Source organism: Luteitalea sp. TBR-22, assembly GCF_016865485.1.
GTDB lineage: Bacteria > Acidobacteriota > Vicinamibacteria > Vicinamibacterales > Vicinamibacteraceae > Luteitalea.
Genome location: NZ_AP024452.1, coordinates 4,257,502 through 4,280,163, shown reverse-complemented (window position 1 = coordinate 4,280,163; position 22,662 = coordinate 4,257,502). Strand labels below are relative to the sequence as shown.

Below are 22,662 nucleotides of genomic sequence, written 5' to 3'. Positions count from 1 at the left end.
CTGGGATCCGGGCACCGGGACGCGCGGATCGCGGATCGGGAAGGACGAAGGTCGACCAATGAAGGCCGACGGCCGAACTCGCCGCGCCGCAGGCGCACATCGGCGAGCCTGCAATGGCCGAAGGCCGTCAGCATCGCGAGGATTCATGGCGCTCGAACTCACGTGGCTCGGCCACGGCACGTTCCTGTTCACGTCGCCCGGCGGCGTGCGCGGGATGATCGATCCCTTCCTGTCGGGTAACCCGTCGTGTCCCGCGCAGTTCCACGAGGGCTACGGGCCGCTCGACGTGATCCTGGTCACGCACGGGCACAACGACCACATCGGTGACCTGGTGCGTGTGGCCAGGGCGACGGGCGCCACGGTGGTCGGCTCCTGGGAACTCGCGCAGTGGCTCGGGCCGCAGGGTGTGACGGCGCTCGAGCCGATGAACGTCGGCGGCACCATCGACGTGAAGGGCCTGCGCGTCACGATGACGCAGGCCTTCCACAGCGGCGGCTTCGTCACCGACGACGGCGCCATCGTCTATCTCGGCCCGCCGGCCGGCCTGATGGTGCGCTTCGAGGACGGCTACACCGTCTACCACGCCGGCGACACGTGCGTGTTCTCGGACATGCGCCTGCTCGCCGAGCTCTACCGCCCCGACGTCGCGATCCTCCCGATCGGCGATCGCTTCACGATGGGCCCGGAACAGGCCGCCAGGGCGGTCGAGTTCCTCGGCGTCCGGCACGTCGTGCCCACGCACTTTGCGACCTTCCCGCTGCTGACCGGCACCGTGCCGGCATTCGAGGCGCTGCTGCCGGCCGGCGTCCGCGTCGAGCATCTCGTCCCGGGTACGCCCGTGTCGCTGCAGAGATAGCCGAGCGGCCGTCGGCCAAGGCCGACGCGCGGCACCCGCCCTGCGGTAAGATCCGACCCGGATCCCGTGGTGAGCTGGTCCTTGCACAGGGTGGCCGTCGGCGGCCTCCTCGTCGTGGCGTTGGTGTCGGCGATCTCCGCGCAATCGCGGAACGCCGTCGCGCCCTCGCTTGCCTCGTCGGCTGCTGCCAGCGCGACTCCTGGGTCGCGACCGAGTCCCGCGTCCCGCGTCCCGACTCCCGACTCCCGCGTCCCGACTCCCGACTCCCGACTCCCGACTCCCGTCCATCGCGCCGCGGCGACGCTCGATCCGAGCGCCGCAGCGGCCACCTTCCGCGAGTTCTGCGTCGACTGCCACGGCACCTCGAAGCCGAAGGGCGGCATCAGCATCGAGGGCCTGCTCGAGAAGATGACCGTCGAGGACGTCGGCGCGCACTGGGAGGAGTGGCAGAGGATCGCCGACCGCATCGAGCTGCGCGAGATGCCTCCGGCCGACGAGGACCCGCTGCCGACCGATGCGCAGCGCGAGGTCGCCCTGGCGTGGATTCGCGGTGCACTTGCGCAGTACGACGCGCGACACGCCGGCGAGCCCGGCCGGGTCACCGTCCGCCGCCTCACCAGCGCCGAGTACGCCTATGCGATCCACGATCTCACGGGGATCGACGTCAAGACCGGGGTCGACGCCTCGAGCGACGCCGTCGGCGGTGAGGGGTTCGCCAACTTCGGCGACGTGCAGTTCGTGCAGGACACCACCGTCGAGCGCTACCTCGAGGCGGCGCGCCAGGTCGCCGAGCACGCGGTGATCGGCGCCGGCCCGCTCGGCTTCTACGAGGACCCCGGCAAGACGGGGCTCGAGCTCTCGGCGCTGTCGCGCATCGAAGGGCTCTACGCGGCACACGGCTTCCGCGTCGTGTCGGGAGAGGGCGGCCGGCCCTTCGGGTTCGACCGGTACGGCAAGGCCTTCTACGTGGCCTGGCACTACCGACATCGTGCCGCGCTGGGCGAGCCGACGATGACGCTCCGCGCGCTCGCCGCTCGCGAAGGCATCACCGGACGGTTCGCCGAGCACGTCGCGTCGGTCGTCGCGCGCCCGACGGCCGGCTATCCGGCCAGCCTCACGATCGACCGCTGGCGGCGGCTGCCCGCGCCCGGGACCGACCGGGCGGCGTCGATCGCCGCGGCCCGCGCCGAGTGCGACGCGATGACGACGGCGCTCGTGACCTGGCCGAGCTGGTTCTTCGCGCGTGGCGACCTCGCAGCGGGTGGGCAGGGCGACGAGAACCCGCTCGTGTTCGACGACACCACGCTCGGCGTCGAATCGCGGCACGCGTGGACGCACGCGCTGAATCGTCGTCCCGGGCGAGCGACGTCGCGTATCCCGGGCCCATGGACGGTGCACCTCGCCGTGGACGCCCTCCGCGCCCCCGGGACCGCGGCACCGGTCGTCATCTGGCGCGACGCGCGGGTCGTGTTGCGCACGCCGCCACCTGCCCCGAAGCCCGACGACACGCCGGCCATCATCCGCGCGCGCCAACCCGGGCCGATCGTGTCGTCGCGTCCGCTGCGCGAGGTGCTCGCGCCGGCCGACGCCGAGCGCCTCGGCTTCGGGCGCAGCCCCGACGGCACGCCGCTCGGCCCCGACGACTTCGCGACGACGACCGGCGTGTCGATGGCCATCGACGTCGATGCCGGTGATCTCGTCGCCGAACTGCACGTCACCGCGACGCTCGGCGCCAATCGCGACGATGTGGTGCGCGTGATGGTGGCCGACACGCCGAAGGGCCCGGCACGCACGCCAGGCCAGCGCATGTTCCTCGGCGACGCCTCGAGTGCGGGCTATCGCGCCTTCCGCGCCGGCATCGCCGAGTACGTGGCGCTGCTGCCTCCCAACTCGCACGGTGCGGCCAACCCGGCCGACAAGGATCCGGTGCCGGCGCCCTTCGACAACACCTACAACAGTCCCGAGCACGATGCGTTCGTGACGACGGTGAAGTACCAGCGCACCGACGACTTCTTCACGCGCAACATCGTCGACGGCGTCGAGCGGGCGCGGCTCGAGCAGGCGTGGACGGACCTGTTCGGATCGTGGCCCTATCACGACGCGTACCTCGGCATGCTGCTCGACCACTTCAAGGTCGGCGACGCACCGCGGCGCATCGCCGACATGACGCCCGCCCGCATCGCGGCGCTGCCGGCGGCGGTCCGTCCGCATGTCGAGGCGCTGCGCGAGCGCTACGTCCGCGTGCAGCGCGACCTCCGACTCGCCGAGCCCGGGCACGTCTCCGACGCGCTGGCGTTCGCGAGCCGGGCCTGGCGCCGGCCGCTGACGACGCAGGAGCAGGCGACGTTGCGCGGCTTCTACCGGGCCATGCGCACGACGCGGGGCCTCGATCACGACGGCGCGACGCGCGCGCTGCTGGCGCGCATCCTGATGTCGCCGGCATTCCTCTATCGCCTCGAGACGGCGCCCGCCCTCACCGAGGGCCGGCTCGACTCGTGGGAGATTGCCAGTCGCCTCAGCTTCTTCCTCTGGTCGTCGGTGCCCGACGACGAACTGCGGCGCGCCGCGGCGGCAGGCGAGCTGGCCACGCCCCGCGGCATCGCCGCGCAGGTCCGCCGGATGACGGCCGACCCGAAGGCGCGTCGGCTCTCCACCGAGTTCTTCGGCCAGTGGCTCGGGTTCTACCACTTCGACCAGTACCGCGGCGTCGACACCGGCCGCTTCCCGGAGTTCACCGACGCGGTCCGCACGTCGATGTACGACGAGGCCGTCTCGACCTTCGAATACCTCGTGCGCGAGCGTCGTCCGGTGAAGGAAATCCTCCACGCCGACTACGCGTTCCTGAACACGACCCTTGCGACCTTCTACGGCATCGAGGCGCCGGTCACGTCGAAGGACGCGATGCAACGCGTCCCCGACGCGACGCGATTCGACAAGGGCGGCGCCCTGCGCCTCGGCGCGGTGCTCACCACGACGTCGGCGCCGCTGCGCACCAGCCCGGTCAAGCGCGGCGACTGGGTGCTGCGGCGCATCCTCGGCACGCCGACGCCGCCGCCGCCGGCCGATGCGGGCACGCTGCCTGCCGACGACAAGAGCTTCGAGGGGCAGACGCTGCGGCAGCGCCTCGCGCAGCACAAGAACCGGGCGGCCTGCGCCAACTGCCACCTCCGCATCGATCCGCTCGGCTTCCCGCTCGAGGGCTTCGACGCCGTCGGCCGTCGTCGCGCGGCCTACGCCGATGGCGTGCCGGTCGACGTGATCGGCGAGTTCCGCGACGGCTCGACCATCACGGCGACCGACGGGCTGCTGTCGCACCTGCAACGCAACGAGCGCCTGGTGCTGACGACCCTCGCGCGCAAGATGATCGGGTATGCGCTCGGGCGCAACCCGCAGGCCTCCGATCGGCCGCTGCTCGCGGCGATGGTCGGCGCGGGCGGCGACGCGACGTTTGCCGACCTCGCGACGATGATCGCGACGAGCCGTCAGTTCCGGCAGCGCGTCGGGCGCGGCGCGACGCCACCGGCGCCCGCACCCCTTCCGGCGCACGCGCCGACAACCTCGGGCACGTCGGCCCGCGCAGGCCTCCCATGAGTCATCTCGACCGCCCGTTCCAGCCCCCGATGGGGCGTCGCCGTCGGACTGCTCCGACGGCCTCGTCGCGCCGTCATTTCCTGCGTGGCGTCGGTGTCGCCCTGGCATTGCCCTGGCTCGAGTCGGCGTCCGCCTTCGCCTCGGCCAAGGCCTCCGCCTCGGCCAGGGCTTCGGCGGGACCGCCGCTGCGCCTCGGCATCGTGTACTTCTCCAACGGCGTCGAGCCGGCGCACTGGTGGGCGAAGGGCAGTGGCGCGACGATGGAGCTCGGGCCCGGCCTGGTGCCGATGCTGCCGCACCGCGAGGACATGGTGTTCCTGCGCGGCCTCTACAGCCACGCGGCACTGTCGTCGACCAGTCCGCACCTCGGACGCATGAACCTGCTGTCGGGCGCGCCGGTGAGCCTCGACCCCGACGTGATCCGCGTCGGCACGTCGATGGACCAGGTCATCGCCAACGCGATCGGCAGCCAGACCGCCGTGCCCAGCCTGGTGCTCGGCGTCGAGCCGAACGAGCTCCGCCTCGAGGATGGCCTCTCGATGGTGTACGGGTCGAGCCTCTCGTGGGTCGCCCCGACGCGGCCGGCGACCAAGGAGATCTACCCGGCACGCGTCTTCGATCGGCTTGTCGGCGACGGCACGGGCCGCGCCCTCGACCGCAGCATCCTCGACGCCGTGCAGGAGGAGGCCAGCAGCCTGCGCACGCGCGTCAGCCGCGACGACCATCACAAGCTGGGCGAGTACTTCGAAGGCATCCGCGACATCGAGACACGCATCGCGCGCGCCTCGAAGGAGGAGCGCCTCGAGGGGTGGCGCCCGACGCTGGCGCAGCCCGACATGCCGCGTCCGAAGCACGAGCTGCCGCAGGACGTGCCCGCGCACATGAAGCTGATGCTCGACCTCGTCGTCCTGGCCTTCCAGATGGACAAGACGCGCGTCGCGACGCTGATGCTGAACAACGACCTGTCGCAGATGAACTTCAAGTTCGTCGATGGCGTGCAGGGCGCGCTGCACCTCGACCTCACGCACAACGGGCGCGTCGCCGCGAAGGAGGCGATGTACCTGAAGACGAACCAGTTCCACATCGCGCAGTTCGCGTACCTCACCGAGCGCATGAAGGCGATCCACGAGGGCGAGACGACGCTGCTCGACAACTCGATCCTGATGTGTGCGTCGAGCCTGTTCGACGGCGACCTGCACAGCGCCGAGCAGTTGCCGATCCTGCTGACCGGCAAGGGCGGCGGCACCCTGAAGACCGGCCGCATCCTCGACTACATGGACAAGGGCGACGCCAATCGCAAGGTGTGCAGCCTGCACCTGTCGCTCATGGATCGCATGGGTGTCCGCCTCGACGGCTTCGGCGACGCATCGTCGCGGCTCGAGGGACTCTAGATCACGGCAATTTCACAATTGCAGACGTTCAGAATTGCAGGGCACGCCTCTGGGCGGAGCACCTGGCGCTGTGAAATTCTGAGATTCCTGCAATTCTGCAATGCTGTGTCTCGATGAGCCTCCTCCTCCCTCCCGACCGTCACCTGGGCGTCATCGGCGCCGGCGTCATGGGTCGCACGTTGCTGCGCGGCCTCTTCGAGGCAGGGCTGCTCGCGCCTGAACAGGCGTGGGCCGCCGCGCATTCGCAGGAGACCTGCGATGAGGTCGCCTCGGAGCTGGGCATCCCCTGTGTCCGCGACTATGCCGCCCTCCTCGACAACACCGCGGTGCTTCTCATCTGCGTCAAGCCAAAGCAGGCCGCCGAGGTGGCCGAGGCTCTGCGACGCGGCGGAGTGCGTTCGGACACGCTGCTGGTGTCGATCCTGGCGGGCGTGACGATCGCCCGCTTCGAGCAGCTGCTCGAGGTGCCCATCGCCTGGGTCCGCGCCATGCCGAACACGCCGTGCGTCGTCGGCGCCGGCATGACGGTGGTGGCGCCGGGCACGCACGCCACCGAGGAGCACCTGCAGCTGGCCGAGCGGATCTTCTCGTCGGTCGGGCGGTGCCGCATCGTCGACGAGGCCTACTGCAACGCCGTCACGGCGCTCAGTGGCAGCGGCCCGGCCTACATGTACCTGATGATGGAAGCGATGGCCGACGCCGGCGTGCGCGTCGGGTTGCCGCGCGACCTCGCGCTGCAACTGGTTGCCCAGACGATGCTCGGCTCGGCCCGCATGGTGCTCGAGACCGGTCGGCACCCGGCCGCCCTGCGCGATGACGTGACGACGCCCGCCGGCTGCACGATCGGCGGCGTGCTGATGCTCGAGGACGGCAAGATCCGCTCGGTGCTCGCCCGCGCCGTCGAGGAAGCGACGCGCATCGTCGAGCAGCTGGGGAAAACGGCGAAGTAACGCCTGACGCTTAACGCCTGACGCTGGCCGCCGACGAATCGCTCAGGCGTAGCCGCCGACCTTCAGGTCGGCGGTCGGCTGCCGCGCGGGCGCGTCGACCTGAAGGTCGACGCCTGCACCTGGTTCACACGAAGGTCGCCGCTGCTCAGAGATACGCCGTGACGATGAGCCAGAGGCAGGCGAAGACGAGGATGGCCGTCATGATGCGGTCGAACAGCTCGGGGTGCACGCGCGCGATGAAGTAGCGGCCGGCGTACACGCCCACGGCGACGAGCGGGCAGAAGGCCAGCGACCACAGCAGGGCCGGTACGGTGACGACGCCGGCCATCAGCGAGCCGGGAATCTTCAGCGTGTTGATCACGGCGAAGAACAGCGTCGTGATGCCCATGAAGGTCACCGGCGAGATCGGCTGGAGCAGCAGGTACGAGGTGATCGGTGGCCCGCCGGCGTTGAGCATGCCCGAGCTGATGCCCGACAACAGGCCGGCGAGCGGCGCGTGCCAGCCGCGCCGCTGGTAGTGCTCGCGGCCGCGCCAGTGACTGAAGATCTTGTAGCCCACGACGACCAGGCCGGCCAGCCCCAGCCCGACCCGCAACGACCGATCCGGCAGCCCGCGCAGCAGCGACAACCCGATCAGCACGCCGACGACGCCGGCCGGGATCAATGCGCGCGCGTGTTCCCGGTCCCACGCCCGCCAGTAGGTGTACATGGCGAACGCGTCGCCGACCATCAGGAGCGGCGTGGCCAGCGCGACGGCCGTCGCCACGCTGCCGCGCTGCGTCAGCATCAGCGTGGCCAGCATGGTCGGCAGCGGCCCGCCCAACCCGCCCTTCGAGATGCCGATGAGGAGGGCGGCGGCAGCCAGCGCCGTGAAGTCGTTGCCCGAACCGAAGGTCATGGGCGGCCTGCCTCGCGGCCGTCGAGCAGGGCGCGCGCGTGCCTGAACACGTCGCCGAGCATCGCGTCGGTCAATCGCCCGGTGTGCGTGTTCTGGCGCGATGGATGGTACGACTGGATCACCAGCGGCAGGCCGGCGGCCGGGGCCGCCACCACGTGTCCGTGTGCGAACGGCGCCGCGGGCAGCTTCAGGCCACGACGCGCCAGCAGTCGCCGATACGCGTCGTAGGCGATGCGGCCGAGCACGACCACGACCTCGACACGCGGCAGGGCGGCCAGTTCCGCCTCCAGGTGCGCGAGGCAGGTGTCGACCTCCTGCGGAAGCGGCTTGTTGTCCGGCGGTGCACAGCGGACGGCGGCCGCCACGTAGGCGTCCGTGTACCGCAGTCCGTCCTGCGGATCGTGCGAGGTCGGCTGGTTGGCGAAGCCGCCGGCCATCATCGCGCGCATCAGGAAGTCGCCCGACCCGTTGACGCCGTCGCCGGTGAACACGCGACCCGTGCGGTTGGCGCCGTGCGCGGCCGGGGCGAGCCCGAGCACCAGCAAGCGGGCGGACGCATCGCCGAACCCCGGCACGGGGCGGGCCCAGTATTCCTGATCACGGAAGGCAGCGCGCCTGATCTCGGCGATGCCGCGGCAATAGGCGCGCAGGCGAGGACACGCCTCGCACTCGACGATGCGTGTGTGCGCTGCGCGCAGGCGCGGTGGCACCGGGCGCTGGACCGGGTACGCCGCGCCTGCCATCCCGGAAGGGGCTAGCGGCAGGCGGCGGCGCCTGCGGGCGCACCGGCCTGGGCGAGGCTGTCGGCCTGCTCGTGTGCGTGGTACGAACTGCGGACCAGCGGTCCGGACTCGACGTGCCCGAATCCGAGGTCGAGCGCGATCGCCTTGAGCTCGCGGAACTCCTCGGGCGTGTAGTAGCGCACCATCTCGAGGTGCGATTCGGTCGGCCGGAGGTACTGCCCGATGGTGAGGATGTCGACCTTGATGTTGCGCAGGTCGCGGAACACCTCGACCAGCTCGGCCTTCTCCTCACCGAGGCCGACCATCACGCCGGTCTTGGTGGGAATGGACGGGGCGTAGGCCTTGGCGCGCTCGAGCAACTCGAGGGTGCGGCTGTACTTGCCGCCGCTGCGCGCCTTGCGGTACAGGCGGGGCACCGTCTCGGTATTGTGGTTGAGCACGTCGGGGCGCGCGTCGAGCACCGTCTGCAACTGGTCGGCCTTGCCCTGGAAGTCGGGGATCAGGACCTCGATGCGGCAGCCGGGGGAGAGCGCGCGGGTCTGCGTGATGGTCTCGGCGAAGATCCCGGAGCCGCCGTCGGCCAGGTCGTCCCGATCGACCGAGGTGATCACCACGTACTGCAGCCCGAGCACCTTGACGGCATCGGCGACACGACGCGGCTCGTCGAGGTCGAGCGTCGCGGGCTTGCCGTGGGCCACGGCGCAGTAGCCGCAGGCGCGCGTGCACACGTCGCCCAGGATCATGAAGGTCGCGGTGCCGTGGTGCCAGCACTCGCCGATGTTCGGGCAGCGCGCTTCCTCGCACACGGTGTTCAGTCCGAGGCCCCGCATCAGCTTGGTCAGGCGCAGGTAGTTCTCGGAGCCGGGCGCCTTGACCTTCAGCCACTCGGGCTTGGGCTGGCGCGGGCGGATCACGTGGAGCGGGGCGACGGTGCTCATGGGGGATGACGGGCGTCCCGGGCGGGACCCCACCTCGTCATCGTAGCACGCGGGTCAGCCGCGGTCGGCGGCCGCCCCGGCCTGCTCGCTGGCCAGTTCCCGCACGCTCCGGAGCAACTGCTCGGGGCGCCAGGGCTTCTGCAGGAAGACCGTGCGAGGGCCGGCGGTGAGGTCGCCGGCTTCCTCGGCCGTGTACCCGCTGGTCAGCACGATCGGCAGGTCGGGCCGCTGGCTGCGGACGTGGGTGAGCACGGCGCGTCCCTGGATGCCCGGCAGCGTGAGGTCGAGCACCACCAGCGAGAAGGCGTCCGGTTGCGCGTCGAACGCCGCGACCGCGTCCTCGCCGGTGGGCACCTCGGTGACGACGTACCCGGCCCGGCGGAGGGCGACGCGCGCCACGTCGCGCACCAGCCGCTCGTCGTCGACGACGAGCACGTGCAGGGCCGGTGCCTCGCTGGCGGCCACGACCGGCGCAGCGGGCGCGGTTGGTGCCTCGTGCGGGGCGGCTGGCGGCACGACGGGCTCGGTCTCGTCGGTCGGGCGACCGCAGGGGAAGAGCAGGGTGAACGTGGTCCCGACCGAGGGCTGACTGGACACCAGGATCCGGCCGCCATGGCTGCGCACGATGCCCTGCACGGCCGCCAGGCCGAGGCCGCGTCCGGCCGGCTTGGTCGTGAAGAACGGGTCGAAGATCCGGGCTTGCGTGTCGGCGTCCATCCCGACGCCGTTGTCGCGCACCTCGAGCCACACGTAGTCGCCCGGCGTGAGGCCGAGGGCGCCGGGCTGGTGCGACGTCGCCGCTTCGCCGGGCCGCAGCGTGCGCATCCCGGCCGAGATCCGGATCTCGCCGCCGGCGGGACCGATCGCATCCGACGCGTTGGTGATGAGGTTCATCACCACCTGCCGCAACTGCGACGGGTCACCGGCCACCAGCGGGAGGTGCCGCGGGAAGTCGAGCGAGACCGTGACGGTGCGCGGGATCACCGAGCCGAGCAACTCGCGCACCTCCTCGACGAGTCCCTCGAGCTTGACGGGCAGCACGATGAACCGCCCGCGACCCGAGTAGGCGAGCATCTGCGAGGTCAGCTCGCTGGCGCGCAGCGCGGCGCGCTCGATGCGCTCCACGTGCGGGCGCCCCGGTGCGTCGGTCGCCAACTCGGCCAGCGCGAGGCTCGCCTCGCCGAGCACGCCGACCAGCAGGTTGTTGAAGTCGTGCGCCACCCCGCCTGCCAGCACGCCGAGGCTCTCGAGCCGCTGCGCCTGCTGGATGCGTTCGTCGAGCACGCGCCGTTCCCGCTCGGCCCGCTCGCGCTCGAGCATCTCGTGGCGCAGGGCCGCCGTCCGCTCGTCGACCAGTCGCTGCAGTTGCTGCTGGTCGGCGCGAAGGCGCTCCAGGCGCCAGCGCACGACGCCGACGATGGCCAGCGCGAGCAGGCCGGTCGCCAGCGCGAGGAACCAGCGGGTCTCGTAGAAGCGCGCCGGCACCGTGAAGGTGAGCGTGCGCACCGGGCCGGGAGGCTCGCCGCGGCGGGCCCGCGCCCGGACCTCGAAGTGGTACTCGCCCGGCGCCAGGTTGGTGAAGGCGGCGACGCGGGAGGTGCCGGCGTCGACCCACGCATTGTCGAGCCCGCTCAGGCGGTACTCGTACTGCACCGCCCGGCCGCCGACCAGGTAGGGGGCGCTGTAGGTCACCTCGAGGTTACGCGAACGCAAGGGCGACGACAGGGCCGTGAGCGGCACGGTCTGCTGGTTGACCCGCACGCCGTCGATGCCCACGGTCGGCGCTCGCGGCCGGTCGGCGACCTCGGTCGGGTCGAAGACGACCAGGCCCTCGACGGTGGCGAACCAGAGCCGGCCGTCGGTGCCGAGCCAGCTCAGGGGCTGGTTGCCGTCGGTGCCGTCGCTGCCCGGCACGCCTTCCGCCCGCCCGTACTGGGTGACCGATAACAGGCCGCCGCGGCCGTCCAGGCGCGTGTGGACGTCGGCCATCCGCACCACCGCCAGCCCCTGCGAGCCGGTCAGCCACAAGCGCCCGAGGTTGTCCTCCATCACGTCGAACACCACGTCGTCGGGCAGGCCGTCGCGAGTGGTGATGCCCGAGATGCGGCCGTTGCGCAGGGCGAACAACCCGCCGCCGTAGGTGCCGATCCAGAGGACGTCGGATCGATCGTGATGCAGGGAGGTGACGAAGGGGTTGGTCAGGCCTTCGCGCTCGCCGTAGTCGACGAAGCGCCCGTCGGGCTCGAGGCTCTGCAGGCCGCCGCCGTAGGTGCCGACCCACACGCGGTCATTGACGGCGTAGATGACCCGCACCTCGGGGCTCTTGAGGCCGTCGGCCTCCCCGTACCGGCGCATCTGCCCGTGCTCGTAGCGCACCAGCCCATTGCCCCCGAACCACACGACGCCCCGCGAGGCCTCGATGGTGCGGAGCGAGGCGCCGGTCACCTCCGGCCCGACCCGTTCCACGACGCGGCCGTTCTCGAAGCGGAAGGCGCCCGCGCCGTTGGTGCCGACCCACACGCTGTCGCCCGTCCCGCCGGCGACGGTGGTGATGGCGTTGCTCGGCAGCCCGTCGGCCTTCGTGTAGACCCGCACGACCCCCTCCAGCAGGCTGACCAGCCCGCCGCCGTACGTGCCGATCCACCAGTGACGGGTCTGGCCGCGCTGGTAGACCGTGGTCACCGGGAACGGCGGCAGGCCGGCGCGGGTGTCGAGCAGTTCGCGGGCGGCCGGGGCCAGACGGTTCAGTCCTGCCGACAGCGTGCCGACCCACAGGGCGCCGTCGCGATCTTCGGTGAGGGCGATGAGGTAGTCACTGGTGAGGCCCTCCGCCCGGCGCACCGACTCGAAGCGCGCGCCGTCGTAGCGCACGAGGCCACCGCCGTGCGTCGCCATCCACACGACGCCGCGACGGTCGACCAGGACCTGCAGCACGCGCTCGACGGGCAGCCCTTCCGCCGTGCTGAACCTGGTGACCTGTTCGTCGAGCATCCTGATGGCGCCCTGCGAGGTGGCTGCCCAGATGGCGCCGTCCGGTGTTTCGGCCACCGAGGACACCTGGCTCGGGACGCCCTCGGCCGGGCCATACCGCCGCACCGTGCCGTCGCCGGCGATGGCGACCAGCCCGTGGCGCGAGGTGGCCAGCCACAAGCGGCCGTTGCGTGCGTGGTAGACGCCGTTGACGCCGTCGGTGGCCAGGTCCGGCGGCAGCGGCGGGGCCTGCCAGCGTCCGCCCTCGAAGACGCGGGCGCCGCGCGACGAGGCGAGCCACACGCGGCCGAGCCGGTCCCGCGAAAGGTCCCAGACCACGTCGTGCGGCACGCCTTCGGCCCGCCCGTACCGGAGCACGTCGCCGTTGGCGATCCGGAGGACGCCCGATCCGTACGTCCCGACCCACAGTGCGCCGTTCTCGTCGGGGAGCACCGAGGTCAGGCGCAGGTTGCCGAGGTCGATGCCACCGACCCGGCCGGGGGAGGTGAACTGTGCGCCGTCGAAGCGCGCCAGGCCCTTGCGCGTGGCAATCCAGAGATAGCCCTGCTCGTCCTGCGCGATGCTCGTGATGGTGTTCTGCGGCAGCCCGTCCTCGACCTGCCAGTGATCGACAATCAAGCGGGCCGTCGGCTGCGCAGACGCGACCGCCCCCGTGGCGAGCCACAGACAGATCAGGAGCAGGCGGCGGCAGGAGGCAGGCATGCCAGGGGATTGCCGGCCGGGCTGCACGGACGTCCCCCCCGCGGGAGACAGCTCGACGGGCACATGAGTGTAGAACGCTCGCCGCGCCTCCCGGGAACGGAACCGCGACCTTGCCGGTCCAAGAGCCATGCCCCGCGCCCCACGCGTCCTCCTCACCGCGGCTGCCGTGCTGCTGGCCGCGGGGGTGCTGGCGCTGGCTGCCGCCGGGCCGGGCTACGACGCGGGCTATCTCTCGTTGGCCGGCAGCTTCCGGCTGGTCGCTGCCGCGGTGGCCGGCCAGCTGCTCGGCGCGCTGCTCGCCTTGACGGCCCTGCGCTGGCGGCGCATGCTCACGCGCAGCGCATGGCTGGCGCTCGGCGCCATCCTTGCCGGCACCGTCATCGCCGCCGCCGTTCCCGCGGGCTGGGCCCGCACCGGACGCACCGTGCCTCCCATCCACGACATCACCACCGACACCGACGACCCGCCGCTGTTTGTCGACGTCCTGCCGCTCCGGCGGGGCGCCATGAATCCCCCCGAGTACGACGGGCCGGAGGTCGCCGCCCAGCAACGCGCCGCCTGGCCCGACCTCGGCCCGCTGGAGACGCCCGTCGACCGGGCCCGCGTCCACGCGGCGGTCCGGGCCGCCATGACCCGTGCCGGCTGGGCCATCGTCGGCGACGACGAAGCGGAGGGCAGGCTCGAGGCGGTGGCGACGACTCGCTGGTTCCGGTTCAAGGACGACATCGTCGTGCGGCTGCGCGCCGCGGCTCGTGGCGGCACCCGCGTCGACATGCGCTCGAAGTCGCGCATCGGCCGCAGCGACCTGGGCACCAACGCCCGCCGCATCCGGACGTTCCTCGACGACCTGCGCCGAACCCTCGAGGCGATGCGATGACCGACCCGCTCCTGCGCTGGCGCGCCGAGTTCCCGATCCTCGACACGTGCACGTACCTGGTCAGCCACTCGCTCGGCGCGATGCCGCGCGCTGCCCGGGCGCAGGCCGACGCGTTCCTCGACGCGTGGGCGAGCCGTGGCGTGCGGGCGTGGTCGGAGGGCTGGTGGGAGACGAGCCGGCAGACGGGCGACCTGCTCGCGCCGTTGCTCGGCGTGCCGGCGGGCACCGTGACGATGGTGCAGAACGTGTCGGTGGCGCAATCGGCGATCGTCTCGTCGCTGGACTTCACCGGCCCGCGCCGGCGCCTCGTCGTCGCCGAGCTCGACTTCCCGACCAACCAGTACGTGTTCGAGGGCTGGCGTCGCCACGGCGCCGAGGTCGTGTACGTGCCGTCGCCGGACGGGCTGACGCAGCCGGTCGAGCCATGGCTCTCCCGCATCGACGAGCGGACGGCGCTGGTCTGCTGCTCGTTGGTGCTGTTCCGGAGTTCGGCCATCACCGACGTGCGGCCGATCATCGAGCGGGCGCACGCGGTGGGCGCGCGCGTGGTGCTCGACGTCTACCAGGCGACCGGTACGGTGCCGCTCGACCTCACGTCGCTCGACGTGGACTTCGCGGTCGGCGGATCGGTGAAATGGCTGTGTGGCGGGCCGGGTGCCGGGTACCTGTACGCGCGTCCCGACGTCGCGGCGGCGGTCGTGCCTGCCGCCACGGGGTGGGCGGCGCACGCGCGGCCGTTCGCCTTCGAGACCGGGGCGCTCGATCCGGCCGAGGGCGAGGCGCGCTTCGCGTCGGGCACGCCGAACGTGTCGGCCTGGATGATCGCGCAGGCCGGCTATCGGATCGTCAACGAGGTCGGCGTCGAGGCCATCCGCGCCAGGTCGTTGCGGCAGACGCGCCGCATCATGGATCACGCTGCCGCCCGCGGCTGGCGCGTGCGCACGCCGCAGGACGACGCCTGGCGGGGCGGGACGGTGACGCTCGACGTGCCCGACAGCGCGCGCGTGGCCGCCGACCTGCTCGCGCGCGGCGTGATCATCGACCATCGCCCCAACGCGGGCATCCGGATGGCGCCGCACTTCTACACGACCGACGAGGAGATCGACGCGGCGCTGGCCGTGATGGACGACCTCGTGCACGCCAGCTGAATGCGCATCATCGGTTCGTGGGCGTCGAGCTTCAGCTCGACGCGCAACTGACCGTCGACATGAATGTCGACGGCTACGACGGCGCAGCGCGCTACCGCTGCAGGAACACGAACACGCCGTGCTTGTTGGCGCTCGCCACGTCGAGGCGGCCGTCGCCGTCGACGTCGCCCACCACCACCTGGTTGCCCACGCCTGACGTGTCGTCGATCAGGTGCCTGGTCCACGTGACGCCCTGGGGCGTGCGGCGCGGCCGGAACCAGTAGAGGACGCCCGGCGCATTCGGCTGCGGATCGCCGGTCGGCCCGTGCGCCCATCGGCGCTTGCCGGTGACGACGTCGGCGATGCCGTCGTTGTCGATGTCACCGACGTCGAGGGCGTGCGACTGCGAGAAGCTGTCGTCGATGGCGTGCCTGACGAAGGTCCGGCCGGCCTCGGTGCGGCGCTGCTCGAACCACCACACGCCGATCTGGTGTGCGGCGCTGGCCACGATGTCGGCCAGGCCGTCGCCGCTCACGTCGTAGACGGCCATGTGCGCGGCGTCGGGGCCGAGATCGACCGGCGTGAACGGCCACGGCGTTTCGCCGGGGCGCTCCGGGGCCAGCCAGTAGCCCTGCGTACTGACCACGTCGGCGCGGCCGTCGCCATCGAGGTCGCCGACGCCGAGGCCATGCGCGTAGCGATGGGCGGACGGGTGCTTCGGCGTGCTGATCGGGTGCGACTCGAAGGGCGCCGACGGCGAGGACGCGGGCGCGAGCCACGACAACCGTTCCTCGCTCGTGCCCATCACCAGGACCGGGCCGCGTCCGCGTACCAGGCGGGCCAGCGCCGGCGACTCGTTGCCGGTGGTCGGTGTGGCCTGCTGCGCGCGCCACTGGCCGCCGCGCGGCCCGGGATTGGCTCGCCAGATGGCGGGATCGCCGGGGAAGCCGAGCACGATCTGGTCGGGCCAGCCGTCGCCGTTCACGTCGAGGGCGAAGGTGTGGAAGGCGTTGGAGTAGCCGGTCGGGGCGTCGAACGGCTCGAGCGGCGCGATCTCGTGGCGCTTCCATGCTCCCGCCGCCGAGACCGCTTCGGCTGCCGGCGCCGCGTACCAGGCGTTGCCGGCCATCACGTCGATGCGGCCGTCGCGATTGACGTCGGCCAGCGCGACCCCCTCGGCGCGAAACGCGCCGTCGAGGATCACCTTCGTGAAGGTCGGCACGGCCGCGGACTGCGAGCCCCTGGCCGCCAGAAACGCGCCGCCCAGGCCCAGTCCGAGCACCAGTGAGAACGCCCAGCGCTGCTGCATGCGCGACAGGGTAACGCGTAATCTCCCGGCACCCGGCGCCCGGCGCCCGGCGCCCGATGCCCGATGCCCGGTGCCCGGTGCCCGGCTCCTACCTGACGACTATCCGCGCTCGCATGTTGGCGTTGCTCGGGTCGTCGTGATCGTGGATCCCGCAGGTGCGCACGACGTTGAGGTTCCCGGTCTCCTTGGTCTGGCCCGAGGCAAGGAAGCCGACCTGATTGATCTCGGGGCAATCGGTGTGTTCGGGATGGGGGTCCGAGCTCACCTGTCGGGCGCGGCTGCTCTGGTTGGTGAACCGGACGCGGGTGCCGGGCGACACCACGAGTTCCTTGGGCGAAAGCACGCCGCCGGCATCGATCGTCATCGTCGGCCCGCTCGCGGCGGGCGGCGTGGGCGTGGTGGGCGTGGAGCCACTGCCACCCCCACATGCGGCCATGCCGAGCAGGGCAGCGCAGGAGGCGACCGTGCGGATGAGGCGGTGGTGCATGCGCCCGATTATCGCGGTGGCAATTTGAAATTTGAAATTTGAAATTGGTCGGCGGCCGGCTGCCGGCCTTGCCGCGCGCGACATCCCGAGGCGAGTGGCCAAAGGCCCTCGCCGCGTGAATTTCAAATTCCAAATTTCAAATTGCCACCACAGCGAACCCCGACCGGATTTGGCCTTGTTCCCACCAGGCCCACTCTGTATCTTTCATTGGGCGGAACGGCGTTCCGCCTGATGGAACGCAAAGTGGCCGCCCAGAGCTCGGCAGACAAGGCGTTGCACCTCCTGGAGGTGCTGAGCGGGGAGCCCGCGGGGATGCCGCTGCGCGATCTCGCGCGGCAGGCCGGTTTGCCTGCGGCCACGGCGCATCGCCTGCTGCTCGTCTTGCGGCGGCGCGGCTTCGTGCGGCAGGAGGGCGAGGGCGGACAGTACGTGCTCACCCTCAAGCTGCTCGACATGAGCTTTCGGTACCTCAACGGGTCCGAACTCCGGCTGCATGCGTATCCGCCGCTGCGGGAGTACGCGTCCCGGACGTCGGCTCGTGCGTTCGTCTCGTTGCCGGCCGGCGAGGTGACCTACGTGTGGGGCGGGCAGGACGTGCCCGCCGCCATGTACACGGCGTACGGCAAGCCGATGCCCGGGCATTGCTCGCTGTTCTACGCCGAAGGGCAGCAGCGACGCCTCAGTTGCGCGCGGTTGTGCGCGGCGGGCGACGTCGCCGACTCCGAGGCGGTGGTGCGCCGGTTCGGGGCCGACGGGGCGGCCGATGGCTACCGCCTGAACTGCGCCTGCGCGCCGGTGCGCGACTACCGGGGCCAGGAAGTGGCGCGCGTGGGGGTGTTCTCCCACGGGCGCGGGGAAGGGCCGCTGCACGATGCGCACGTGCCGGCGGCGTGGGACCTCGCACGGGCGACGTCCGTGCGGCTCGGATACCTGTCGGCCGAGGTCGGGCCGGCGTTGCCAGCCCGGCGCGAGCCGGTCACCCAGCAATAAGGCTTTTCTCAGGAGGACTCGTGGCGTACGTTATTACCGAACCCTGCATCGGGACCAAGGACACGGCCTGCGTGGACGTGTGCCCCGTCGACTGCATCCACCCGCGGAAGGACGAGGGGGATCACGAGGCAGCGCAGATGCTGTTCATCCACCCCGACGAGTGCATCGACTGCGGCGCGTGCGTGCCGGCGTGCCCCGTCGAGGCCATCTTCGCGATGGACGAAGTGCCCGACCAGTGGAAGTCGTACATCGAGAAGAACGCGCAGCACTACCAGAAATAGGCGCCGCTCGCGGGGACGAGACGGCGTCCGACGCTGTCCTATACGGGAAGTTTCCGCCGGCTCGCGCCGGCCAGGATGGTGAGCATGCCCCGTCTCGTCGCCCCTCGTCGTCTCGTCAGCCCCCGCCTCCTGGGCGGGCTCTCGGCTGTCGCCGTGGCCGTGTTGCTGGCCACGAGCGTCCCCGAAGCCGGAGCGCCGCTGACCGCCCAGGCCGAACTGGCCCGCGGTACCCAGTTGTTCCAGGATGCCAAGTACCGGGAGGCCGTGGCCGCCCTGGTCCGGGCGCGTGATTACGACCCGGACCTCAAGGTGCCGGCCACCCGCATGGCGGTGCGGGCGTTGCTGCGCGTCGGCGACTTCGGGCGCGCCGAGAAGGAGGCCAGCAGCCTCATCACGTCGACGGTCGGCGCGGAGGACCTCGCGCTGCACGGCGAGACCTTGTGGAGCACTGGCCACTTCGAGGAAGCCAACGCCCGCTACACCGCGGCCCTCACCCTCGACTCGCGCTACCCGGCCGCCCTGTACGGCATCGCGCGCATCCTCGACGCGCGCGGCAAGACCGCCGATGCCCTGGTCGCCGTCGAGCGCGCCATCGAGCAGGACCGAGAGGTGGCCGAGTACCACCACGCCCGCGCCTACTTCCTCGAGCGCCTCGGCAAGTACGAGGTCGCGGCCGAGGAACTGCAGCGCTACCTGCAGTACCTGCCCGAGAAGGGCTTCAAGGACCAGATCAAGCTCGCCAAGGCGCGCATGAAGTTCCTCCGGCACTTCGACGAGCGTCCGCCGATCTCGATGAGTCCGGAGGTCGCCGGCGCGGTGCACGTCATCCCGTTCACCGTCGAGCGCGAGAAGCTGTTCGTGAAGGCCCGGATCAACGGCCGGCTGACGCGCGACCTCGTGCTCGACACGGGTGCGGAGATGACGGTGCTGTCGGAAGACGCCGCGCAGCGCGCGCAGGTGTACTCGGTGGCCGAGACGCTCAGCGCCGGTGTCGGCGACGTCGGGTTGCGCCGACTCAAGCTGGCGCGCATCAACAAGCTCGAGATCGGCAGCCTGAAGGTCGAGCACGTGCCGACGATGATCAAGGACCCGCCGCTGCGGAAGTGGCCGACGGCCGACATCGACGCGTTCTCGCCGCTGGCGCTGGGCCTGTCGATGCGCGTCGACTACGACACCCGGCAACTCTACGTCGCGCGCGCCCTCCCGAAGGCTCCGGGCGCCGGCACCCCCGCAATGGAAGCGCCGCTCTGGATGCATCGCCTCGCGACCGTGCGTGGCCGCGTCAACGGCGATCGGCCCGCCGCCTTCGTCGTCGACACGGGCGGCCAGGCCATCTCGATCAGCCGCACCGCCGCCGTCGGCCTCGAGCAGCTCGGGCGCTTCCGCCGCATCCCGCTGCGCGTGTACGGATCCTCGGGCTGGGACCGCGATGCCTTCCTGCTCCCGGGCGTCGACCTCGAGGTCGACGACGTGCGCATGGCCCGGACGTCGCTGGTGGTGCTCAACCTGCGCGCCCCGAGCGTGCTCCTCGGCTACGAGCTCGGCGGCATCCTCGGCCACAAGTTCCTCAGCAAGTACACCGTCACCCTCGACATCGACGAGGGGTTGATGCGGCTGGACAATTGACGTTTGACGTCTGACGTGTAACGGCGGATTTCTCGGAAGGTAGGGCGCGGTGTCCCACCGCGCCGTTGGTCGATGACGGCGGCGTGGGACACGCCGCCCTACCTCTAAGTGCCGGCGAGGCTGGCCTTGGCGGTGAGGCGCGCATCGCGGCGCGTTGGCCGACGGTCAGGGAATATGTCAGGGAAGGCAGAGCCACCTCCAGGTCGGCGCTCTCCGCGCCGGCCGTCGTGCACGGTATCGAATCACCACTGACCGTCGCCCTAGGGCGACGGCTACGAACCCTGTGAGGGCACGGCTACCGACGGGACAGGGACAGCCACCATCGCCATGCGTCCTGGCCATTCATGGAGGGTCGCTCCGTTCGTCGTCGGCGTGTCCGTACTCCTCGCCGGCGGTTCAGGTGCTCAGGACGCGAGCCAGCCGGCAGGCTTCCGTGCAACAGCCGAGATCGTGCAGTTCGACGCGATCTTCGTGGATAGGGACGGGCGCGCGGTCACCGACATCCGCAAGGAAGAGGTGACGGTTCGCCAGGCCGGCACGCCCGTGCCGTTGCGCGATCTGCGCTTCCAGACGCGCCTCACCGCCGCGGCTCCGCCCGCCGCGCCTGCTGCGGCGACCGCCATTCCGTCGCCATCGCCTTCCGAGGCGCCCGCCGCGCCCGCCCCGGTGCTCGTCGACGGGGAACCCTGGATCTTCCTCATCGACGACCTCGCGATGTCCCCCGACGCGTTCGACCGCGTCAAGGTCGGCCTGCGCGCGCTCTTCTCGAAGGAACTACCGCCGGGCGTCGAGGTCGGGCTGCTGCGCACGGGGGAACTGGGCAATCCAACGACCCGGCTCACGGCAGACCGATCGACTCTGCTGAGCTCGGTCGCGGGTATGCGCTACAAGGTCAATCGCTGGCGCGGCGGCGTGGTGAGCCGGTCGGGTGCGCACGGGGCCAGCAATGGGAGCGGTGACCGTGTCTTCCTCGAAGGGACGCTGGGCAGCCTCAACTCCCTGATCGTGAACCTGAAGCCGTTGCCCGGGCGCAAGGTCGTGGTGCTGCTGTCCGAGTACCTCACGTTGCGGGTGAACGATCGGGACGTCGAGCCGGGCGGCGGGTCGGGCACATGGTGGGGCGTGCTGGAGGGCATGCGGTACAACGACGTCGCGGCACGGTTCCGTCGCCTCGGGCAGGTCGCCGCCGCTTCCGGCGTCACGGTGCACGCGGTCAACGTGCTCGGCGTCGTCTCGGTCAGTGGCGGTGGGCGGGTAGAGCTGAACGAAGGGCTGCACGCCGCCGCCGACCAACTCGGCGGCCTCTACTTCCGCGCCAGCAACGACGTGGCGGACCTGCTCTCGCGATTGATGACGGTGGAGCAGGGGTACTACGTGCTCGCGTACGTGCCGCCCGACGGCACGTTCGACGATCGCGGCAGGGCGCGCTTCGTGCCGGTGAGCGTGTCGGTGTCGCGGCCCGGCGTGACGGTCAGGACGCGTCAGGGCTTCTTCACCAGGTAGGGCGCGGTGTCCCACCGCGCCGTTCGTCAATGACGACGGTGAGGCGGTCGTGAGTCATCACTGACCGTCGCCCAAGGGCGACGGCTACGACCTCGGCGAGAGGGCGACGGCTACGACCTCGGCGAAAATGCGAGGGCGACGACCTCGGGGCTGACGAAGGGCAACGGCTACGACTCGGTCGCGGCGAGGCTGGTCTTGGCGGCGAGGCGGGCATCACGCCGCACGCGGGCCTGTTCGGCGCGCCGGCGCTCGGCGTCGGTCTCCAGCACGAGGTCGGGCACCTCGACACGGCGCCCGTCGGCGTCGATGGCGACGAACGTGAGGTACGCGTGCGAGGTGAGCATCCGCTCGCCGGTGAGCGTCTTCTCGCTCATCACCCGCACCTCCACTTCCATCGACGTGCGGAAGGTGGCGGTGACCTCGGCCTTCAGGATGATCAGGTCGCCGACCTTGATCGGGTGCAGGAACTGCAGCCCGTCGACGGCGGCCGTGACCACCCGCTGCCGCGCATGGCGGAAGCAGGCGATCGCCCCGGCGATGTCGATCAGGTGCATCACCGTGCCACCGAGGATGTAGCCAAGGGGGTTGGCGTCGTTGGGAAGGACGACCTGGACCATCTCGGTCAGGGACGCGGCGGGGGAGTGAGCTGTTGGGGCCAAGGGAAGAAGAGTAGAAGGGGAGAAGGCAGAAGAAACTGCTCGAAGGATAAAGGAAGAAGGACCGAAGGACGAAGACGGGCCGGAGAAGGACGACCGGCGTGGCCCTCGGAGGGAGGATGCCGATGATCGGGATGCTGTGGGTGTGGCTGCTGGCGGCGCAGGCCGCCGTGGTGCCGGGGCCGATGGCGACGCCGCCAGGATGGATGCAGGCGACGCGCCAGGCCGAGGCGCTGGCCAAGGACGGCAAGGCCATGGAGGCGGCCGACATCTACGAGAAGTACAGCGCGACGCAGCCGTGGTTCCCGGCGGCGCACTACCTGCGTGTCGAACTGCTGCTCTCGGCCGGCCGGCGTGATCTCGTGCCGCCCGCGCTGGCCACGGCGCGGGCGAACGTGCCCAGGGACGCGGCAATGCGCGAAGAGGCCGCGATGTTCCTCAAGTCTGCGGCCTCGCGCCCCGGGGTCGCGCGGCCGGACGCCAGGCTGCTGCTCGACGAGGCGAAGTCGATGCTCGACGAGGTCCTGAAGACCGACCCGCGCGCACGCGACGTCCTCACGCAGAAGGCAGCGGTCCTCGAGGCGTACGCCGAGCACGTCGAAACCAGTGCCCCCCGCCGCAAGGCCCTGCAAGCCGAAGCCGACGCCCTCCGCGAACGCGCCTACGCCATTCCGCGCTGACCCCATCCGGAGACATGAAAAGGGGCGGGGCCAATACCGGCCACCGCCCCTTCACCCTTCGTCCTT

Annotated in this window: 18 protein-coding genes; 11 read left to right on the top strand and 7 right to left on the bottom strand. The window is 71.2% G+C overall.

Annotation, left to right across the window (positions count from 1 at the left end):
* Positions 1-145 precede the first annotated feature (145 nt).
* The 4 genes from TBR22_RS17965 to proC all read left to right on the top strand — a co-directional run bounded on the left by TBR22_RS17965 (position 146) and on the right by proC (position 6,788).
* The gene (locus TBR22_RS17965; protein WP_239489226.1) at positions 146-856 is read left to right on the top strand and encodes a metal-dependent hydrolase; all 711 of its coding nucleotides are present in this window, start codon (positions 146-148) and stop codon (positions 854-856) included.
* Between the two features lie 69 nt (positions 857-925).
* Entirely contained in the window at positions 926-4,447 is a 3,522-nt protein-coding gene (locus tag TBR22_RS17960) for a DUF1592 domain-containing protein (protein WP_239489225.1), read from the top strand.
* Positions 4,444-5,838 (top strand): DUF1552 domain-containing protein, encoded by a 1,395-nt coding sequence (locus tag TBR22_RS17955; RefSeq protein ID WP_239489224.1) that lies wholly within the window; start codon positions 4,444-4,446, stop codon positions 5,836-5,838. The genes TBR22_RS17960 and TBR22_RS17955 overlap by 4 nt, the downstream gene beginning before the upstream one ends.
* A gap of 113 nt (positions 5,839-5,951) precedes the next feature.
* Complete coding sequence (gene proC, locus TBR22_RS17950) at positions 5,952-6,788, top strand: pyrroline-5-carboxylate reductase (protein WP_239489223.1); 837 nt, start codon at positions 5,952-5,954, stop codon at positions 6,786-6,788.
* 145 nt (positions 6,789-6,933) lie between these two features.
* On the opposite strand, the gene TBR22_RS17945 is transcribed toward proC, so the two are convergent.
* From TBR22_RS17945 to TBR22_RS17930, 4 genes are read right to left on the bottom strand one after another with little or no spacing between them, the layout of a single operon-like run.
* Positions 6,934-7,686, bottom strand: a complete 753-nt coding sequence (locus TBR22_RS17945) for a sulfite exporter TauE/SafE family protein (RefSeq protein ID WP_239489222.1) — start codon at positions 7,684-7,686, stop codon at positions 6,934-6,936.
* The gene (locus TBR22_RS17940) at positions 7,683-8,429 is read right to left on the bottom strand and encodes a uracil-DNA glycosylase (protein ID WP_239489221.1); all 747 of its coding nucleotides are present in this window, start codon (positions 8,427-8,429) and stop codon (positions 7,683-7,685) included. Before TBR22_RS17940 ends, TBR22_RS17945 begins: the two co-directional genes overlap by 4 nt.
* A gap of 11 nt (positions 8,430-8,440) precedes the next feature.
* Positions 8,441-9,367 (bottom strand): lipoyl synthase, encoded by a 927-nt coding sequence (gene lipA / locus TBR22_RS17935; protein ID WP_239489220.1) that lies wholly within the window; start codon positions 9,365-9,367, stop codon positions 8,441-8,443.
* A gap of 54 nt (positions 9,368-9,421) precedes the next feature.
* The gene (locus tag TBR22_RS17930; protein WP_239489219.1) at positions 9,422-13,060 is read right to left on the bottom strand and encodes a two-component regulator propeller domain-containing protein; all 3,639 of its coding nucleotides are present in this window, start codon (positions 13,058-13,060) and stop codon (positions 9,422-9,424) included.
* 127 nt (positions 13,061-13,187) lie between these two features.
* Here TBR22_RS17930 and TBR22_RS17925 point away from each other — a divergent pair, with 127 nt between their 5' ends.
* The gene (locus tag TBR22_RS17925; protein ID WP_239489218.1) at positions 13,188-13,937 is read left to right on the top strand and encodes a DUF1499 domain-containing protein; all 750 of its coding nucleotides are present in this window, start codon (positions 13,188-13,190) and stop codon (positions 13,935-13,937) included.
* Positions 13,934-15,085 carry an aminotransferase class V-fold PLP-dependent enzyme gene (locus TBR22_RS17920; RefSeq protein ID WP_239489217.1) on the top strand — a complete coding sequence of 384 codons (1,152 nt, stop codon included), beginning with the start codon at positions 13,934-13,936 and terminating at the stop codon, positions 15,083-15,085. Before TBR22_RS17925 ends, TBR22_RS17920 begins: the two co-directional genes overlap by 4 nt.
* A 91-nt stretch (positions 15,086-15,176) precedes the next feature.
* On the opposite strand, the gene TBR22_RS17915 is transcribed toward TBR22_RS17920, so the two are convergent.
* Together TBR22_RS17915 and TBR22_RS17910 are read right to left on the bottom strand one after the other, a co-directional pair.
* Positions 15,177-16,373 carry a VCBS repeat-containing protein gene (locus TBR22_RS17915; protein ID WP_239489216.1) on the bottom strand — a complete coding sequence of 399 codons (1,197 nt, stop codon included), beginning with the start codon at positions 16,371-16,373 and terminating at the stop codon, positions 15,177-15,179.
* An 88-nt stretch (positions 16,374-16,461) separates the two neighbouring features.
* Positions 16,462-16,860: a hypothetical protein gene (locus TBR22_RS17910; RefSeq protein ID WP_239489215.1), complete on the bottom strand. Its 399-nt coding sequence runs from the start codon at positions 16,858-16,860 to the stop codon at positions 16,462-16,464.
* A 231-nt stretch (positions 16,861-17,091) separates the two neighbouring features.
* Here TBR22_RS17910 and TBR22_RS17905 point away from each other — a divergent pair, with 231 nt between their 5' ends.
* From TBR22_RS17905 to TBR22_RS17890, 4 genes are all read left to right on the top strand, one after another.
* Positions 17,092-17,850: a helix-turn-helix domain-containing protein gene (locus TBR22_RS17905; protein ID WP_239489214.1), complete on the top strand. Its 759-nt coding sequence runs from the start codon at positions 17,092-17,094 to the stop codon at positions 17,848-17,850.
* A gap of 20 nt (positions 17,851-17,870) precedes the next feature.
* Positions 17,871-18,131, top strand: coding sequence for a ferredoxin family protein (locus TBR22_RS17900; RefSeq protein WP_239489213.1), 261 nt, complete (start codon positions 17,871-17,873; stop codon positions 18,129-18,131).
* 84 nt (positions 18,132-18,215) lie between these two features.
* Positions 18,216-19,757 (top strand): aspartyl protease family protein, encoded by a 1,542-nt coding sequence (locus tag TBR22_RS17895; protein ID WP_239489212.1) that lies wholly within the window; start codon positions 18,216-18,218, stop codon positions 19,755-19,757.
* Between the two features lie 450 nt (positions 19,758-20,207).
* A complete protein-coding gene (locus tag TBR22_RS17890) occupies positions 20,208-21,260 on the top strand; it encodes a VWA domain-containing protein (RefSeq protein ID WP_239489211.1) in 1,053 nt (350 codons plus the stop codon).
* Positions 21,261-21,427: 167 nt separating this feature from the next.
* Here the strand turns inward: TBR22_RS17890 and TBR22_RS17885 are convergent, their stop codons facing one another.
* Entirely contained in the window at positions 21,428-21,877 is a 450-nt protein-coding gene (locus TBR22_RS17885; RefSeq protein WP_239489210.1) for an acyl-CoA thioesterase, read from the bottom strand.
* Between the two features lie 164 nt (positions 21,878-22,041).
* Between TBR22_RS17885 and TBR22_RS17880 the strand changes: the two genes are divergently transcribed.
* Complete coding sequence (locus tag TBR22_RS17880; RefSeq protein WP_239489209.1) at positions 22,042-22,596, top strand: hypothetical protein; 555 nt, start codon at positions 22,042-22,044, stop codon at positions 22,594-22,596.
* Positions 22,597-22,662 lie beyond the last annotated feature (66 nt).